This window comes from Herbiconiux sp. 320_LB (assembly GCF_059691755.1).
The window spans coordinates 263,503-280,722 of sequence record NZ_JCAWAD010000003.1 but is presented as its reverse complement, the minus strand read 5'-3'; the positions used below and the strand labels follow the sequence as shown (position 1 = coordinate 280,722).

At 70.7% G+C, this 17,220-nt stretch carries 11 protein-coding genes; 8 read left to right on the top strand and 3 right to left on the bottom strand.

What is annotated here, in order from left to right; genetic code table 11:
• Positions 1-63 precede the first annotated feature (63 nt).
• Positions 64-3,834, top strand: a complete 3,771-nt coding sequence (smc, locus tag AC59HU_RS09235; RefSeq protein WP_497223087.1) for a chromosome segregation protein SMC — start codon at positions 64-66, stop codon at positions 3,832-3,834.
• A 266-nt stretch (positions 3,835-4,100) separates the two neighbouring features.
• Here smc and gnd read toward each other — a convergent pair whose 3' ends face one another.
• Positions 4,101-5,558: an NADP-dependent phosphogluconate dehydrogenase gene (gnd, locus tag AC59HU_RS09230; RefSeq protein ID WP_497223086.1), complete on the bottom strand. Its 1,458-nt coding sequence runs from the start codon at positions 5,556-5,558 to the stop codon at positions 4,101-4,103.
• A 216-nt stretch (positions 5,559-5,774) separates the two neighbouring features.
• On the opposite strand from gnd, the gene AC59HU_RS09225 reads away from it, so the two are divergent.
• From AC59HU_RS09225 to AC59HU_RS09210, 4 genes are all read left to right on the top strand, one after another.
• Complete coding sequence (locus AC59HU_RS09225) at positions 5,775-6,386, top strand: 50S ribosomal protein L25/general stress protein Ctc (protein ID WP_497223085.1); 612 nt, start codon at positions 5,775-5,777, stop codon at positions 6,384-6,386.
• Positions 6,387-6,416: 30 nt separating this feature from the next.
• Complete coding sequence (gene pth / locus AC59HU_RS09220; RefSeq protein ID WP_497223084.1) at positions 6,417-6,998, top strand: aminoacyl-tRNA hydrolase; 582 nt, start codon at positions 6,417-6,419, stop codon at positions 6,996-6,998.
• 341 nt (positions 6,999-7,339) lie between these two features.
• Positions 7,340-10,948, top strand: coding sequence for a transcription-repair coupling factor (gene mfd, locus AC59HU_RS09215; RefSeq protein ID WP_497223083.1), 3,609 nt, complete (start codon positions 7,340-7,342; stop codon positions 10,946-10,948).
• A gap of 93 nt (positions 10,949-11,041) precedes the next feature.
• Entirely contained in the window at positions 11,042-11,692 is a 651-nt protein-coding gene (locus tag AC59HU_RS09210) for a nucleoside triphosphate pyrophosphohydrolase (RefSeq protein WP_497223082.1), read from the top strand.
• A 19-nt stretch (positions 11,693-11,711) separates the two neighbouring features.
• Here AC59HU_RS09210 and AC59HU_RS09205 read toward each other — a convergent pair whose 3' ends face one another.
• Entirely contained in the window at positions 11,712-12,788 is a 1,077-nt protein-coding gene (locus tag AC59HU_RS09205) for an ABC transporter permease (RefSeq protein ID WP_497223081.1), read from the bottom strand.
• Positions 12,785-13,879 (bottom strand): ABC transporter ATP-binding protein, encoded by a 1,095-nt coding sequence (locus tag AC59HU_RS09200; protein ID WP_497223080.1) that lies wholly within the window; start codon positions 13,877-13,879, stop codon positions 12,785-12,787. The genes AC59HU_RS09205 and AC59HU_RS09200 overlap by 4 nt, the downstream gene beginning before the upstream one ends.
• 91 nt (positions 13,880-13,970) lie before the next feature.
• Between AC59HU_RS09200 and hisS the strand changes: the two genes are divergently transcribed.
• The 3 genes from hisS to AC59HU_RS09185 all read left to right on the top strand — a co-directional run bounded on the left by hisS (position 13,971) and on the right by AC59HU_RS09185 (position 17,131).
• Positions 13,971-15,305, top strand: a complete 1,335-nt coding sequence (gene hisS / locus AC59HU_RS09195; protein ID WP_497223079.1) for a histidine--tRNA ligase — start codon at positions 13,971-13,973, stop codon at positions 15,303-15,305.
• Between the two features lie 99 nt (positions 15,306-15,404).
• Positions 15,405-15,872: a MarR family winged helix-turn-helix transcriptional regulator gene (locus AC59HU_RS09190; protein WP_497223078.1), complete on the top strand. Its 468-nt coding sequence runs from the start codon at positions 15,405-15,407 to the stop codon at positions 15,870-15,872.
• Positions 15,872-17,131: an MFS transporter gene (locus tag AC59HU_RS09185; protein ID WP_497223077.1), complete on the top strand. Its 1,260-nt coding sequence runs from the start codon at positions 15,872-15,874 to the stop codon at positions 17,129-17,131. The genes AC59HU_RS09190 and AC59HU_RS09185 overlap by 1 nt, the downstream gene beginning before the upstream one ends.
• Positions 17,132-17,220 lie beyond the last annotated feature (89 nt).

The window sequence follows — 17,220 nt, the reverse complement described above, 5'->3', positions numbered from 1 at the left end:
CCTGACGCGGATCCGGCCGCCGATTCGGTACCGTAGGGTCACCCGACCCCACGAAAGGCGCCCGTGTACCTGAAGAGCTTGACCCTCAAGGGATTCAAGTCCTTCGCCAACCCCACCACCTTCGCCTTCGAGACCGGGGTCACCTGTGTCGTCGGGCCGAACGGTTCCGGCAAGTCGAACGTGGTCGACGCCCTGGCCTGGGTGATGGGGGAGCAGGGCGCCAAGACCCTCCGCGGCGGCAAGATGGAGGACGTCATCTTCGCGGGCACCTCCACCAAGGGCCCGCTCGGCCGTGCCGAGGTCACGCTCACGATCGACAACGCCGACGGCGCCCTGCCGATCGACTACTCCGAGGTGACGATCAGTCGCACCCTGTTCCGCAACGGCGGCAGCGAGTACGCGATCAACGGGGAGGGCTGCCGGCTCCTCGACGTGCAGGAGCTGCTGAGCGACTCCGGACTCGGGCGCGAGATGCACGTCATCGTCGGCCAGGGGCAATTGGATGCGGTGCTGCACGCGACCCCCGAAGGCCGTCGCGGCTTCATCGAAGAGGCCGCCGGTATCCTGAAGCACCGTCGCCGCAAAGAGAAGACGCAGCGCAAGCTCGAGGCGATGCAGGCGAACCTGACGCGGCTCTCCGACCTCGCGGGTGAGATCCGGCGCCAGCTCAAGCCGCTCGGGCGTCAGGCCGAGATCGCCAAGGAGGCGCAGACGATCGCCGCCATCGTGCGCGATGCCAAGGCCCGTCTGCTCGCCGACGAGGTCGTCGGGCTCCGCAGCGCCCTCGACACCGCCGCCCGCAGCGAGAGCGAGCGCCACACCGAGCGCATCGTGCTGCAGGAGCGCCTGGAGCAGAACCAGCTGCGCATCAACCGCCTCGAGCAGGCCCAGGTCGGCGACGCGGTCGACCAGGCCCGCCGCACCTCTTTCGGGCTCGAATCCGTGCAGGAGCGCCTGCGCAACCTCTCCAACCTCGCGCACCAGCGGCTCGCGCTGCTGGGGGGCGAAGAGGGGGTCCCGGATGCGGCGCCGAGCGTGAGCCCCACCATGGTGGCCGACTCGCGCGACGAGGTGGTGCGCCTGCAGGGCGAGGTCGCCGGTGCCCAGCAGGCCTGGGAGGCCGCGCAGATCGCGACCGGCCGGGCCCGGGCGTCGCTGGACGCGCTCGACGAGCAGATCGCGTACCAGAGCTCGCTCGTCTCCAAGCACGACCTCGAGCTGTCCAAGCTCACCGGGCAGCTCGAATCCGCGAACTCCCGGCTCGCGGCCGTGCGCGGCGAGGTGCTGCGTCAGCAGAACGCGCTCGACGCCGCCGACGCCCGGCGGTCGCGAGCCGAGGCCGAGCTGGCCGCCGCCGAGTCGGAGGCCGCCGACAGCGTCGTCGACGAGACCGACCTCGACGAGGCCTACGAGTTCGCGCAGTCGGCGGTCTTCGAGGCCGAGGGCGAGATCGAGCGGCTCCGCGAGCAGCTCCACACCCACGAACGCGAACGGGATGCGCTCGCCGCCCGCACGAGCGCGCTCAGCCTGGCGCTCGACCAGAAGGACGGATCGGCCGAGCTCGTCGCGGCCCGACTCGCCGGCATCCGCGGTTTGGTCGCCGAGCACGTGAAGGTGCACCCGGGCTACGAGGCGGCGATCGCCGCCGCACTCGGCACCCTGGCCGACGCCGTGCTCGCCGACGACGTCGAGTCGGCCGTCGCCGCCTCGAACGCCGCGGCCGACGCCGACATGGGCCGCGTCGAACTCGTGATCGCGAACCCGGTCGGCGGGTCCGGATCGGAGGGTCTCGAGGCGCTGCTGAAGGAGTGGTCGGGGATCGTCGCGGCGGCCTCCGTGCTCTCGGGACCGGACGGTGTACGAGGGGTTCTCTCGTCGATCGCGGTCGCGGACGACCTCGAGTCGGCGCGCGCGTTCTGGTCGGCCATCACCGACGGCAGGGTGGGTGGAGGGGCGGCAGACGGCGGAGCGGCCGACACCGTGCCCGGCCTCACGATCGTGACCAAGGCCGGCGAGGTGCTCACCCGCTACGTGCTCCGCGGAGGGTCGGGGGCGACGCGTTCGCGCATCGAGCTCGTGGCCGAGCGGGATTCCGCCGCGAGCGAGCTCGACGAACGCGCATCCCTGATCGAGCGGGCGCGGTTCGCCCTCGCCGAGCAGCGCGGCATCGTGCAGGTCGCGAAGGAGCAGTCGCAGGCGGCCCTGACGGCGCTGCGCGAGCACGACTCGGTGCTCGCCGCGCGCACCGAGAAGCTCAGCCGGCTGCGGGCCCAGGTGGAGGCGAGCGCCGGCGAGCTCGAACGGCTCACCCGTGCCCTCGCCCTCGCCCAGGAGAGCGTCGGCCAGGCCGAGCAGGCCGCCGACCGCGCTCGCGGCGAGCTCGAGACCGTGCGGGAGCGGCCGCGGCCGATCCTGGACGTGAGTTCGCGCGACGGCCTGCTCGCCGAGCTCGAGGCCGCACGCGAGCGGGAGATCGAGACCCGGCTCGGCGTCGAGACGGCGCGCGAGCGGGTGAGGGCCGAGCAGGCGCGCACGGTCGCCCTGGAGCGACAGCTCGAGGCGGACCGCGCCGCGGCCGAGGCGGCCGCCCGTCGCGCGGTGATCCGCCGGCGGCAGATCGCCTCCGCCACCGCCGTCGCCGAGGCGCTGCCGCCGGTGCTCGCCTCCGCCGACCGCTCCGTCGCCGAGGCGCGGCTGCAGCTCGCCGCCCGGGAGGCCGAGCGGGCCGAGCAGAACGAGGAGCTGCTGGCGCTCCGCCGCGACGAGGCGGCGCTGCGTGAGCGGCTGCAGTCGATCACCGAGAACATGCACGGGCTCGAACTGCAGATCTACGAGAAGAAGCTCCACCTCTCCGGGCTGCTGGAGCGCGCGGGCAGCGAGCTCGGCCTCGTCGAGGACGTGCTGGTCGCCGAGTACGGGCCGGAGCAGCTGATTCCCGACGACGACGCGATCGCCCTGATCGACACGAGTGCCGCGGCGGTCGCCGAGGCGGCGGCCCGGGCCGAGCAGGACGCCAAGGGCGACGACGGTGAGGCCGAGGACGGCGGCGAGGCGGAGGACGGCGACGAGGCCGGCGCAGCCGGCGAGAACGCCGAGGGCGACCGAGGCGAGGGAGACGCACGGGCTGACCGTGCGCCTGCAACCGCATCCGTCTTGGGCGCGGCGACCGGCCGGCCCTTCGTGCGCCCCGAGCAGCAGCAGCGCCTGGCCAAGGCCGAGCGCAAGCTCGCCGAGCTCGGCCGGGTGAACCCGCTCGCGCTGGAGGAGTTCGACGCGCTCGAGCAGCGGCACCGGTTCCTCAGCGAGCAGCTCACCGACCTCACGAACACCCGCAAAGACCTCATCACGATCATCGACGAGATCGACGAGCGGATGCAGACCATCTTCGAGAGCGCCTTCGACGACACCCGCGAGGCCTTCGCGAAGGTGTTCCCGGTGCTGTTCCCGGGCGGCACCGGGTCGATCTCGCTGACCGATCCGGAGAACCTGCTCACGACCGGCATCGAGGTCAGCGTGAAGCCGGCCGGCAAGAAGATCGAGCGGCTCTCGCTGCTCTCCGGCGGGGAGCGGTCGCTCGCGGCGGTGGCGCTGCTGATCGCGATCTTCAAGGCGCGCCCCAGCCCGTTCTACATCATGGACGAGGTCGAGGCGGCCCTCGACGACGCGAACCTCGGCCGGCTGCTGACGATCTTCGAAGACCTCCGCGAGACCAGCCAGCTCATCGTCATCACCCACCAGAAGCGCACGATGGAGATCGCCGACGCCCTCTACGGCGTCTCCATGCGCCAGGACGGCGTCAGCGCCGTAGTAGGCCAGCGCGTAGGAAAAAGCTAGCCCACCAGCCGCCAGCCCCCAGCCGCCAGCTGCGGGCCGCCAGTCGCAAGCCGCAAGCCGCCAGCCGCCAGCCGCCAGTCGCGGGCAGTAAGCCGCCGGCCGTCGGTCGCCGGCCGCGGGCCAGAAGCCGCCGGCCGTCAGTCGCAAGCCGCGGGCCCTTCTCGACGACCCAGGGTGAGCGCGTCGCCGCGAAGCACGACCGAAGGCCGCGCTTCGCGACGGCACGCGAACATGTAGCCCGCGCCGCAGAGGCGGCGGCGCGGCAACTAATGCGTACTCGGCTCGCTCTCGATCTCCGTGCGGTCGCCCGACCACAGCGTGTGGAAGGTGCCGTCGCGGTCGACGCGCTTGTAGGTGTGGGCGCCGAAGAAGTCGCGCTGGCCCTGCACGAGCGCGGCCGGCAGGCGCTTCACCGCGAGGGAGTCGTAGTACGACAGCGCCGAGCCGAAGCCGGGCACCGGCACCCCGGAGAGCGCTGCGGTCGAAACCACGCGACGCCAGGCGGCCTCGCCCTCGGCGACGGCCTTCGCGAAGTACGGGTCCTCCAGCAGGGTGGCCAGCGACGGGTTGTTCTCGTAGGCCTCGACGATCCGGTTGAGGAACTGGGCGCGGATGATGCAGCCCGCCCGCCAGATCTTCGCGACCGCCCCCTTGTCGATGTCCCAGCCGTACTGCGCCGCGCCGGCGATGATCTCGTCGAAGCCCTGCGCGTACGCGACGACCTTCGAGGCGTACAGGGCGGCGCGGATGTCGTCGGCGAACGCATCCACGTCGACCTCGACGACGTCGGGTCGCGAGGTGATGGTGGCCTGCACGGCCGCGCGCTGGGCGGGCTTGGAGGAGACCGAGCGGGCGAAGACGGCCTCGGCGATGCCGCCGACGGGCACACCCAGGTCGAGGGCGTTCTGCACGGTCCAGGCACCGGTGCCCTTCGCGCCGGCCTGGTCGAGCACGATGTCGATGAGCGGCTTGCCGGTCTCGGCGTCGACCTGCTTCAGCACCTCGGCGGTGATCTCGATCAGGTACGACTCGAGGTCGCCGGAGTTCCAGGTCTCGAACACCTCGGCCAGCTCGGCCGGCTCGCGCTTGGTGATCGTGCGGAGCAGATCGTAGGCCTCGGCGATCAGCTGCATGTCGGCGTACTCGATGCCGTTGTGCACCATCTTGACGAAGTGACCGGCGCCGTCGGTGCCGATGTGGGTGACGCAGGGCTCGCCCTCCGCGACCGCGGCGATCGACGCGAGGATCGGGCCGAGGGTCTTGTACGCCTCGGCGGTGCCGCCCGGCATGATCGACGGGCCGTTCAGCGCGCCCTCCTCGCCGCCGGAGATGCCGGTGCCGACGAAGTGGATGCCGGTGGACGAGATGTCCTTCTCCCGGCGGATGGTGTCGTGGAAGTTCGCGTTGCCCCCGTCGACGATGATGTCGCCGGGCTCGAAACGCTGGGCGAGCTCGGAGATCACCGCATCCGTGCCGGCGCCGGCCTGCACCATGATGATCGCCGTGCGCGGCTTCTGCAGCGTCGCGACGAAGTCGTCGATCGACTCCGAGGCGACGAACCCCGCCTCGGGATGCTCGGCGACGAGCTTGCGGGTGCGCTCGGGGGAGCGGTTGTAGACGGCCACCGTGTTGCCCTCGCGGCTGGCGAGGTTGCGGGCCAGGTTGGAGCCCATCACCGCCATCCCGACGACTCCGATGTTGGCGGTTCCCGACTCTTCTGACATGCGCGATGCTCCTTAGACGTGGAACTCCAGCGTAGTAGAGCGGATGCGGTAGAGTGGCTGACTGAACTTCGGCGAGGGATGCGAACGCAACCGCGAGCATCCGTTATCGACGCGGTGGACTGGGCCTTAAACCGTCTTTCCTCTCGCTTCACGCGGTCGAGTTGAATCACTACACACGAGGCGGGCCCAGAGGCTCGCGAACGAAGGAGCACACGCATGGCTGACGACACCAAGGTCACCGCCGAGACCCGCACCCAGTTCGGCAAGGGCTTCGCCCGCCGCACCCGCGCCGCAGGCCGCATCCCCGCGGTCATCTACGGCCACGGCACCGACCCGCAGCACATCACCCTGCCCGGCCACCAGACCGCGCTGATCCTGCGCAAGTCGAACCAGGTGCTCGAGCTCACCATCGACGGCGTCGAGTCGCTCGCCCTGGTGAAGGATGTGCAGAAGGACCCGGTGCTCCAGATCATCGAGCACATCGACCTCATCGTCATCCGCAAGGGTGAGAAGGTCCATGTCGAGGTCAACGTGCACCTCGAGGGCGAGTCGGCCCCCGGCACCATGGCCACGCAGGATGCGCAGACCGTGCTCCTCGAGGTCGAGGCGACCAACATCCCCGAGAGCGTCGTCGTCTCGATCGAGGGCCTCGAGGACGGCGCGCTCGTGCACGCCTCCGACATCGAGCTGCCTGCCGGCGCCACGCTCATCACCGAGCCCGACACCACGATCGTCGGCGTCACCATCCCCGTCGAGGAGCCCGACGACCTGCCCGCCGAGGGCGAGGGCGAGGCCGAGTCGGTCACCCCGGCGCCGGAAGCCGAGTAGTCACCTACACGACGAGAGCGGTCTGATCGCGTGGATTCCGATCTGTGGCTCGTGGTCGGGCTCGGCAACCCCGGGCCCGGCTACGCAGCCAACCGCCACAACGTCGGCCAGATGGTCGTCGCCGAACTGGCGAACCGGATGCGGTCGACGTTCAAATCCCACAAAGCGAACGCGGTCGTCGCCGAGGGGCGCATCGTCCCCGGCGGGCCGCGGTTCGTGCTCGCGAAGCCGAACACGTACATGAACGTCTCGGGCGGCCCGGTCAACGGGCTGCTGAAGTTCTTTGGGCTCGCGCCGGACCACCTGATCGTGGTCCACGACGAGCTCGACATCCCGTTCGACACCCTCAAGCTCAAGCAGGGCGGCGGGCACGGCGGGCACAACGGGCTGCGCGACATCATCGCGGCCACCGGCAGCGCCGACTTCGTCCGCGTGCGTGTCGGCATCGGCCGCCCGCCCGGCCGGCAGCAGGCCGCCGACTTCGTGCTGCAGAACTTCGCCGCAGCCGAGCGCGAGGTGCTCCCGATCCTGGTCGGCGAGGCCGCCGACGCGGTCGAGCTGATCGCGGGCTCAGGCCTGACGGCGGCGCAGCTGAAGGTGCACAGCGCATAATTGCCGCGCCGGTCCCTGCCCGGCGCGGGCGACATGTTCGCGTGCCGTCGTGCGGCCCGGCCTTCGGTCGTGCCGCACGGCGACGCGCTCACCCTGGGTCGTCGGGTACGGCCCGCGGCCTCGTCTCCCGACCCACGTCACTCGCAGCCACCGCTGGGCAGGCTGCCTCACCCGGACGCGCAGGGGGGATGCGAAGCCGCAGGCCGTACCCGACGACCCGGAGTGAGTGCGCGGCCGCGTCAGCGACCGCACACGAACATGTCGCCTCGCGCCGCAGAGGCGGCGGCGCGAGCGCCGGTACCCGCCGCCGCAGGCTGCGGGCACCGGCGTAAACTAACAGGGTGACCCTCCAGGCCTTTATCGACGAACTCTCGCGCGCCTCCTCCGTCGAAAAGGCCCTCGCGAACGCGGGTCGCGACAGCGACTTCTCGCTCCCTGAAGGCATCCGGGCACCGTTCATCGCGGCCATGATGCGCCGTCGCGTCGAACGCGATCTCCCGGCGGCCATGCTCGTGGTCACGGCCACGGGCCGCGAGTCCGAGAAGCTGCGCGAGAGCCTCGCCTGCTTCCTCCCCGAAGCCCAGATCATCGAGTTCCCGGCCTGGGAGACCCTGCCGCACGAGCGTCTCAGCCCGAGCGCCGAGATCGTGGGCAAGCGCATCGACGCCCTCCGCCGCCTGGTCGAATGGGAACGGGGGAAAGAAGCCCCCCGACCCCCCGTGGTCGTCGTCGCCTCCGTCCGCGCCGCGCTGCAGCCGATCGCCTCCAACCTCACCGAGCTCGAACCCGTCACCCTCACCCGCGGCGCCCGCGGCTTCGACCTCTCCGCCCTCTCCCTCCAGCTGGTCGAGCTCGCGTACTCCCGCGTCGACATGGTCACCCGCCGCGGCGAGTACGCGGTGCGCGGCGGCATCCTCGATGTCTTCCCGCCGATCGCCGAGCATCCGTACCGGGTCGACTTCTTCGGCGACGAGGTCGAGGAGATCCGCGCCTTCTCGGTCGCCGACCAGCGCTCCCTCGAGACCACGGTCGACACCGTGAGCCTCCCGCCGAGCCGCGAACTGCTGCTCTCCGAGGCCGTTCGCCAGCGCGCCCGCGAGATGCAGCACGAGTTCCCGAGCCTGTCCGGCATGCTCGAGAAGATCTCGGCCGGCATCCCGGTCGAGGGCATGGAGTCCCTCGCGCCGGCCCTGCTCGACGAGCTCGTCACCGTCGCCCACTACCTGCCCGAAGGCGCGGCCGTCGCCGTCGTCAGCCCCGAGCGGGTCGCGACCCGCGCCGTGAACCTCTCCGAGACGAACCGCGAGTTCCTCTCCGCCGCCTGGACAGCCGCGACCGCCGGCGCCGAGGCCCCGATCGACCTGGCCTCGGGCGAGTTCATCAGCCTCACCCAGCTCCGGCACGCCGCCGGCACGAACCGGCCGTGGTGGACCCTCAGCGAGTTCCAGCAGGGCCCCGCCGACGACGAGATCCTGCCCGAGCACCGCGAGATCGAAGAGCACCTCACCCTCCGCATCCAGGCCGACGCCGTGCCGAGCTTCCAGGGCAACGCCGAGGGCGCGATCGAGCACGTCGGCCGCCGGCTCGCCGACGGCTGGGTGGTCGCCGTCGCGGCCAAGGGCCAGGGCCTCGTCGAGCGCGCGAACGACGTGCTCTCCGAGCGCGAGATCCCGGCCCGCATGGTCGAGGCTTTCCCCGAGACTCCGGATGCAGGGGTCGCCTACCTGGTGAAGGCCCCGGTCGAGCACGGCTTCGAGATACCCGAGCTCAAGCTCGCGCTGATCGGCGAGACCGAGTTCTACGGCCGCACGATCGGCTACGACACCCGCCAGGTCAAGAAGCTCGCGAGCCGCCGCAAGAACGTCGTCGACCCGCTGCAGCTGAAGGCCGGCGACTTCGTGGTGCACTCCACGCACGGCATCGGCAAGTTCCTCGAGCTCACCCAGCGCGAGGTCTCCAGCGGTGGCCGCAACGCGATCAAGACCACCCGCGAGTACCTGGTGATCGAGTACGCGCCGAGCAAGCGCGGCTACCCGGGCGACAAGCTCTACGTGCCGACCGACCAGCTCGACCTGCTGAGCCGTTACGTCGGCGGCGAGGCCCCGAGCCTCAGCAAGATGGGCGGGAGCGACTGGTCGGCCGCGAAGGGCAAGGCGCGGAAGGCCGTGCGCGACATCGCGGTCGAGCTGGTCAAGCTCTACTCGGCGCGCATGGCCTCGAAGGGCCACGCCTTCGGCCCCGACACGCCCTGGCAGCACGAGCTGGAGGAGTCGTTCCCGTTCCAGGAGACCCCTGACCAGCTCACGGTGATCGACGAGGTCAAGGCCGACATGGAGCGGCCCATCCCGATGGACCGCCTGCTCTCGGGCGACGTCGGCTTCGGCAAGACCGAGATCGCGATCCGGGCGGCGTTCAAGGCGGTGCAGGACGGCAAGCAGGTCGCGATGCTCGTGCCGACGACCCTGCTGGTGCGTCAGCACCTCGAGACCTTCCAGGAGCGGTTCGCCGGGTTCCCGGTGCACCTCAAGGCCCTCAGCCGGTTCCAGACCGACAAAGAGGTGAAGGAGACGATCGCGGGGCTCGCCGACGGCACGGTCGACGTCGTGATCGCGACCCACCGCATCCTGAGCGACAACATCGTCTTCAAAGACCTGGGGCTGCTGATCATCGACGAGGAGCAGCGCTTCGGCGTCGAGCACAAGGATCAGCTGAAGAAGCTCAAGACCAACGTCGACATCCTCGCGATGAGCGCCACGCCCATCCCGCGCACGCTGGAGATGGCGGTCACCGGCATCCGCGAGATGTCGACGCTCGCGACACCGCCGGAGGACCGGCACCCGATCCTCACCTTCGTGGGGCCGTACTCGGACAAGCAGGTGGCGGCCGCCATCCGCCGCGAACTGCTGCGCGAGGGTCAGGTGTTCTTCGTGCACAACCGGGTCTCCTCGATCAACCGGGTCGCCGCGCAGATCGCCGAGCTGGTTCCCGAGGCACGGGTCGCCGTGGCGCACGGGCAGATGAACGAGCACGTGCTCGAACAGGTGATCGTCGACTTCTGGGAGCGCAAGTTCGACGTGCTCGTCTCGACCACGATCATCGAGACCGGAATCGACATCGCCAACGCGAACACGCTGATCGTCGACCGGGCCGACAAGTACGGGCTCTCGCAGCTGCACCAGCTGCGCGGGCGGGTCGGCCGTGGGCGCGAGCGCGCCTACGCGTATCTGCTGTTCGACGAGCACAAGCCGCTGTCCGAGACGGCGAACGACCGGCTGAGCACCCTGGCGGCCAACAACGAGCTCGGCTCGGGCATGCAGGTCGCGCTGAAGGACCTCGAGATCCGCGGAGCGGGAAACCTCCTGGGCGGTGAGCAGGCCGGGCACATCGCCGGCGTCGGCTTCGACCTCTACCTGCGGATGATCGGCGAGGCGGTCTCGACCTTCCGCGGCGACGTGGCCGAGGGCCAGACCGAGCTGCGGCTCGAACTGCCGGTGGATGCGCACATCCCCGACGACTACGTCGACAGCGAGCGGCTGCGACTCGAGGCCTACCAGAAGCTCTCGACGGCGTCGGCCCCGACCGCGTCCGAGGATGCGATCGACCGGGTCCTCGAGGAGCTCACCGACCGCTACGGCGCGCCGCCCGCCCCGGTGCAGAGCCTGATCGCGGTGTCGCGCCTGCGCCGGCTGGCCCAGAAGGCCTCGCTCGGCGAGGTGGTGACGATGGGCTCGAACCTGCGGGTGGCTCCGGCCGACCTGCCGGACTCGCTCCAGGTGCGGCTGCAGCGCATGTACTCCGGCTCGAAGTACTTCGCCCAGACCAACGCGGTCTCGGTGCCCATGCCGGTCGTCGACGGCAAGCCGCTCGCCGACGCGGAGCTGATCGCCTGGGTCACCCAGCTCCTGGACACCATCTTCGCCCCCGCCAAAACCCCCGCCCCCCAGACCTGATCCCCTCCCGCCGAGAAGTCACTTTCACGTCCAAATCCCTGGTTTTAGACGGAGAGATGACTTCTCGGCGGGGAGGTGGGGGAGACTTCTTTCATGGCAATCACCATTCCGGATGCACCTACCGAGCTCGAGAAGCTGGTCGCCGTCACCGCGGTGCTGCGGGCACCGGGCGGGTGCCCGTGGGATGCGGAGCAGACCCACGCCTCGCTCGTGCAGTACCTCGTCGAGGAGTCGCACGAGCTGATCGACGCGATCGAGTCCGGCGACCGGGACGCGATGCTCGAGGAGCTCGGCGACGTGCTGTACCAGGTGGTCTTCCACGCCGACATCGCCTCGCAGACCGCGGGGGAGGACTTCGACATCCAGGATGTCGCGGCGCACATGACCGCCAAGATGGTCGGGCGTCATCCGCACGTCTTCGGCGACCTCGACCTCTCGACGGCGGGCGACGTCGAGAACGCCTGGGACACCTTCAAGGCGGCCGAGAAGCCGGCCCGCACGAGCGTGCTCGACGGCATCCCGCTCGGCATGCCCTCCCTCGCCCTGGCCGACAAACTCCTCGGCAAGGCCGCAAAGGTCGGCGTCGAGCCGACCCCGGCCGCGCCCGCCGCCGCCACCGAGGAGGAGCTCGGAGCTCGTCTCCTCGCCCTCGTGGCGGCCGCGAAGTCCCAGGGCCTCGATGCCGAGCGCGCCCTCCGCACCACCCTCCGCGCCCTCCGCGAAGACATCAAGGCGGCCGAGTAGCCGACGGCCGCCTGCCGGGTCAGGCGATGCGGCTGCCCCGGGCCAGGCGGCGGGCGGGGGTGCGGGTGGCCCGCCAGGCGCCGAAGAGCGCCAGGGCCGCCAACGCCGATTGCAGCGCCAGGCCGATGAACCAGCTGGGCACGCCGGTGCGCAGCAGCTCCTCGGCCGTCGGGCCGTCGTCGCGGAAGCCGTCGCCGAAGCCGTTGCTGTCGGTGCAGTAGTCGACGTAGCGGTCGGTCTCGGGTGCCTGCTGCGCCGAGCGGACCCCGGAGGCGATGTAGCCGAACACGTTCGTCGGGTTGCCGGAGGAGTCGAAGTCGCCGGCCGACGCATCCGCCACGATCACGTAGGGGTTCAGCACCAGCAGGCCCCAGTAGTAGTCGAAACGGGGCGCCGTGTAGGTCGAGGTCGTGACGTCGGAGCAGGTGTAGGTGCCGTCGGCGTTGTAGACCGAGGTCACGGTGGTCTGCGTGTACGGCGTCTGGGTGACCGCTCCGCCCAGCCCGAAGGCGATCAGAGTGCCGAGTGAGAGCGCCGCGACCGTGAGGTAGCTGACCACCACCGAGAACAGCGGCTTGCGGATGAGGCCGGAGAGCCCGACCCCCAGCGCCGCGAGGACCCCCAGCTCGGCGAGCAGGATGCCGAGCGAGGAGAGCACGGTCGCCGCCGACACGTCGCCGATCCCGATGGCGACGAGCAGGAAGGGTACGGTCACGACCAGCAGCGCCAGCGACGCGATCCACGCGGCGAGCCACTTGCCGATCACGATCTGCCCGGTCGTGACGCTGGTCACCTGGATCGTCGCGAGCGTGCCGCCCTCGCGTTCGCCGTTGATCGCATTGCCCGAGAGCGCGGGCGAGATCAGGCTCGCGAGCAGCAGCACGAAGAAGACGATCGACGAGAACAGGGTGCCGCCGCTGGAGCCGAGGCCGCCGGCGAGCACCGTCACCGCGATCGTGACGAGCGCGATCAGGGCGAAGAAGACGCCGAGGATGACGTACCAGGCCACCCCGCGCACCCGCTGCCGCAGTTCGAGGCCGAGGATGAGGCCGACGCCCCGCCAGAAGCCACTGAAGCCCGCGAAACCGCCGTTCATGCCATCCCCCCGCCCTGCAGCGCCTGCATCGTGCGTTCGAGCTCTCCGCTCGCGGGCGCGAACCAGGTCACGCGCACGCCGGCCGCGACGACGGCGGCGAGCACGGCCGCCGCATCCGCGTCGTCGGTCATCGAGACGGTGAACCCCTGGGTGTCGGCGCCGATCCGCGCGCGGTCGACCCCGATCGACTCCAGGGCCGGGCCCAGGGCGAACCCGTCGAGGGCCTTGATGCGCCAGAGCCGGGCCGCGGCGCGCACCGCGGCCACCGCATCCTGCGACGCGGTCACGCCGTGGTCGAGGTACACCGCATCCGTCGCGACCTCGTCGAGCTCGGAGAGCACGTGGCTGGAGATCAGCACCGTGCGCCCCTCGCCGGCCAGGCGCTGCAGCAGTTCGCGCAGCTCGATGCGGGCGACGGGGTCGAGCCCCGAGGCCGGCTCGTCGAGCAGCAGGAGCCCGGGCTCGTTCGCGAGGGCCCGGGCGAGACTCAGCTTCTGCTTCTGGCCGCGCGAGAGCACGCGGGTCGGGCGGCCGGCGAGCGACTCGAGCCCGACCAGGCCGACCAGCGCCTGCGCGCGCTGGGCGGCGACGGCTCGCGGATGCCCGTACATCCGCACCGTCGACTCGAGCGCCTGGCGCACGGTGAGGTTGGCCCAGGATCCGAGACTGTCCGGCATCCAGCCGATCAGCGGCCGCACGCGCTGCGGCTCGGCGACCGGGTCGAGCTCGGTGTCGCCGACCCGCAGCCGGATGCGTCCTGCATCCGGTCGCAACAGGGTCGCGAGCATGAGCATGAGGGTCGTCTTGCCCGATCCGTTCGGCCCGATCAGGGCCGTGATCGACCCGGGCTCGGTGTGGAAGCTCACCGATCGCACCGCGTGCACCTCGCCGAACGACCGCCGCAGGTCGTCGACGACCAGCCCGACCAGCCCGACCGGCCCGCCGAGCGGCTGACCTGCAGGCGCCTGACCCAGCGCCTGACCGCCCAGCGACTGCCCAGCCGGCGGCGGCCCGCCCCACGGCTGCCCCGGCGCCTGCCCTGGCGGCGTCGGCGGGGGATACGAGGAGAAATCAGGCTGCGGGTCGCTCATGGAGCCTTCCGGTTCGATCGCGGCGGTCCCTCCCGACCCTACCGGTGCCGCCCCGACGGAACCGGGTGCGCGGCTTCGGTACCCTGGAACCATGGCTGCTCCCGTCTCCCCGCCGCGCGGCATGCGCGACTTCCTCCCCGGCGACAAGGCGAAGCGGGAGCGGGTGCTGGCGCGCATCCGCTCGACCTACGCCGCGCACGGGTTCGACGAGATCGAGACCCCGGTCGTCGAAGACTTCGCCCGCCTGCACTCCGGCCTCGGCGGCGACAACGAGAAGCTGGCCTTCAACGTCATGAAGCGCGGGCTCGACGCCGAGGCGCTCGCCCGCGCGGCCGAGGCCGACGACCCCGACGCGCTCGCCGACCTCGGGCTTCGCTTCGACCTGACCGTGCCGCTCGCCCGGTTCTATGCCTCGCACCGCGCCGACCTGCCGCAGGTGTTCCGCGCCGTGCAGATCGCCCCCGTCTGGCGTGCCGAGCGACCGCAGAAGGGTCGCTACCGCCAGTTCGTGCAGTGCGACATCGACGTCATCGGCGAGCCAGGCATCCTGGCCGAGATCGAGCTGCTCACCGCGACCCTCGCGACGCTGGATACGCTGGGCCTCGCCGGCTGCCGCATCCGCATCAACGACCGCCGCATCCTGATCGGGATGCTGGAGGCCTTCGGTTTCGCCCCCGAGGAGCACTCCGCGGTGCTGATCACGGTCGACAAGCTCGACAAGGTCGGAACGACGGGCGTGATCGACGAACTGCGGGCGAAGGAGGCGACGGCATCGGCCGTCGACGCGCTCGCGGCGTACTTCGAGCGCACCCCGCCGGCCGTCGCCGGCAGCGGCACCGCCGAGGGCGACGTGCTCCCGGTCGAGTCGACGCTGCTCAGCGCCGAGGCCGTGACGGCCGTGCTGCCCGCGGGGGTGGCTCCGGATGCGGTGGCCGGCCTGGCCGCGATCGGCGACGCCCTCCGCGAGGCCGACGTCGACGGCGTGCTGGTCTTCGATCCGTTCCTCGTGCGGGGGATGGGCTACTACACCGGCACGATCTTCGAGATCGAGCACCCGGAGTTCAGCTTCTCGCTCGGCGGCGGCGGCCGTTACGACGGCATGATCGGCCGTTTCCTCGGTGAGGAGGTGCCCGCCTGCGGGTTCTCGATCGGCTTCGAGCGCATCATCGACCTGATCGCCGACCCGGCCGAGCAGGCGGGGGAGTCGATCGTGCTCGTGCACGACAAGGCCGCCGGCCCGACGCGGCTGCTCACCCTCAAGGCGCAGCTGGTCGCCCGCGGGGCCCGCGTGCGGCTCGAGCGCCGCACCAAGAACCTCGCCCCGCTGCTGGATCGTGCCGCGGCCGCCGGGTTCACGAGCTTCGCGATCGTGGGGCGCGAGACGACGGATGCGGACGAGCTCGAGGTGCGCCCGCTCGGAAGCTGAGGCGGCTCGGCGTGGCTGGGCGCGGCTGAGAGCGGCTTCCGGAGACGAATTCCTTCCGGAGTGACCGATACATAGCTGAGCTATGTAAGATAGTTAACCGTGAATAACGAATCCGCTCCGACTCAGGAGCTCTCCGACCTCCTGTCCGACCTCGTGTCGGTCACCCACCGCCTCACCCGGATCGCGGCCCGCGCCACCGGCGACACCACTTCGCCGGCGACCTGGCGCACGCTGAGCGTGCTCAGCACCTTCGGTCCCATGCGACTCGGCGAACTCGCCAAGCAGAGCCGTGTGACCCAGCCGACGATGACCAAGATCGTCGCCAACCTCAACGAACTCGAGTGGATCCGCCGGATCGCCGACGTCGACGACGCCCGCGCCTGGCAGATCGCGCTCGCCCCGAAGGGCATCAAGGCCCTCGGCGAATGGCGCGCCCGCCTCGGCCAGGCCCTGGCCCCGCTGTTCGACGACCTCGACCGCGACCAGATCGAGACCATCACCCGCGCCGTCGATCTGCTCCACGAGTGCACCGACGTCCGCGCCTCCGACGTCGTGCGGGCCGCCTGATGACGGCCACGGCAGAACGGACCGGGACCGCGGGGAAGAACTCGATCCTGCACCAGCCCAAAGCCGTCTGGGCCGTGGCCTTCGCCTGCGTCATCGCGTTCATGGGGATCGGCCTGGTCGACCCCATCCTGCCGGCCATCGCCGACAGCCTCGATGCGACGCAGACCCAGACCTCGCTCCTGTTCACGAGCTACCTGCTGATCACGGGCTTCGCGATGCTCTTCACGAGCTGGATCTCGACCCGGATCGGCGCGCGCCGCACCCTCCTGATCGGGCTCGCCCTGATCGTGGTGTTCGCGCTCCTGGCCGGTCTCTCCGGCAACGTCGAGTCGGTCATCGGCTTCCGGGCCGGCTGGGGCCTCGGCAACGCGCTGTTCATCTCGACGGCCCTCGCCACCATCGTGGGCGCCGCCTCGGGTGGTGCGAGCTCGGCGATCATCCTGTACGAGGCCGCCCTCGGCCTCGGCATCGCGATCGGCCCGCTGCTCGGCGGCCTGCTGGGCTCGATCAGCTGGCGCGGACCGTTCTTCGGCACCAGCGTGCTGATGGCGATCGGCTTCATCTCGATCTTCACCCTGATGAAGAAGCCGACCGAGAAGCCCGTCCCGACGCCGCTCTCTGCGCCGTTCAAGGCCCTCGCCCGCCCGGCCCTGGCCGTGCTCGCGATCGCGGCGCTGTTCTACAACATCGGGTTCTTCATCCTGCTGGCGTACACCCCGTTCCCGCTCGGGCTGAACGAGATCGGCCTCGGCCTGACCTTCTTCGGCTGGGGACTGGCCGTGGCGATCACCTCGGTCTGGGTGGCGCCCCTGCTGACCCGCCGCATCCCGCGCACCCGCGTGCTCTGGATCGTGCTCATCCTGCTCGGCGTCGACCTGGTCGGCGCAGGGCTCCTGGTCGCGAACACCGCCGGCCTCATCACCTGCGTGGTCATCGGCGGAGCCCTGCTGGGGGTCATGAACACGGTGCTCACTGAGTCCGTGATGGCCGCCACCGACCTGCCGCGCCCCGTGGCCTCCTCGGCGTACTCCGCGGTGCGGTTCCTCGGCGGAGCGGTCGCCCCGCCGGTGGCCTCGCTGATCGCCGCCGCCTTCACGGCCGCCACGCCCTTCTATGTCGCCGCCGGATCGGTCGTCGTCGCCTCGCTGATCGTCATCTTCGGTCACCGCGCGATCGCCCACATCGACCACGAGATCGCCGGTCACGGCGAGTCCGAGGTCGTCGAGGCCGAGGCGATCACGGCGGGGGAGTCGCTCTAAGACGTGCAGAGGGGGAAAGTTTGCACTTTCTGCAGTAATTAGTTGATCTGCGTCAACAACAGAGGTATTGTTGACGCAGATCAACTTTT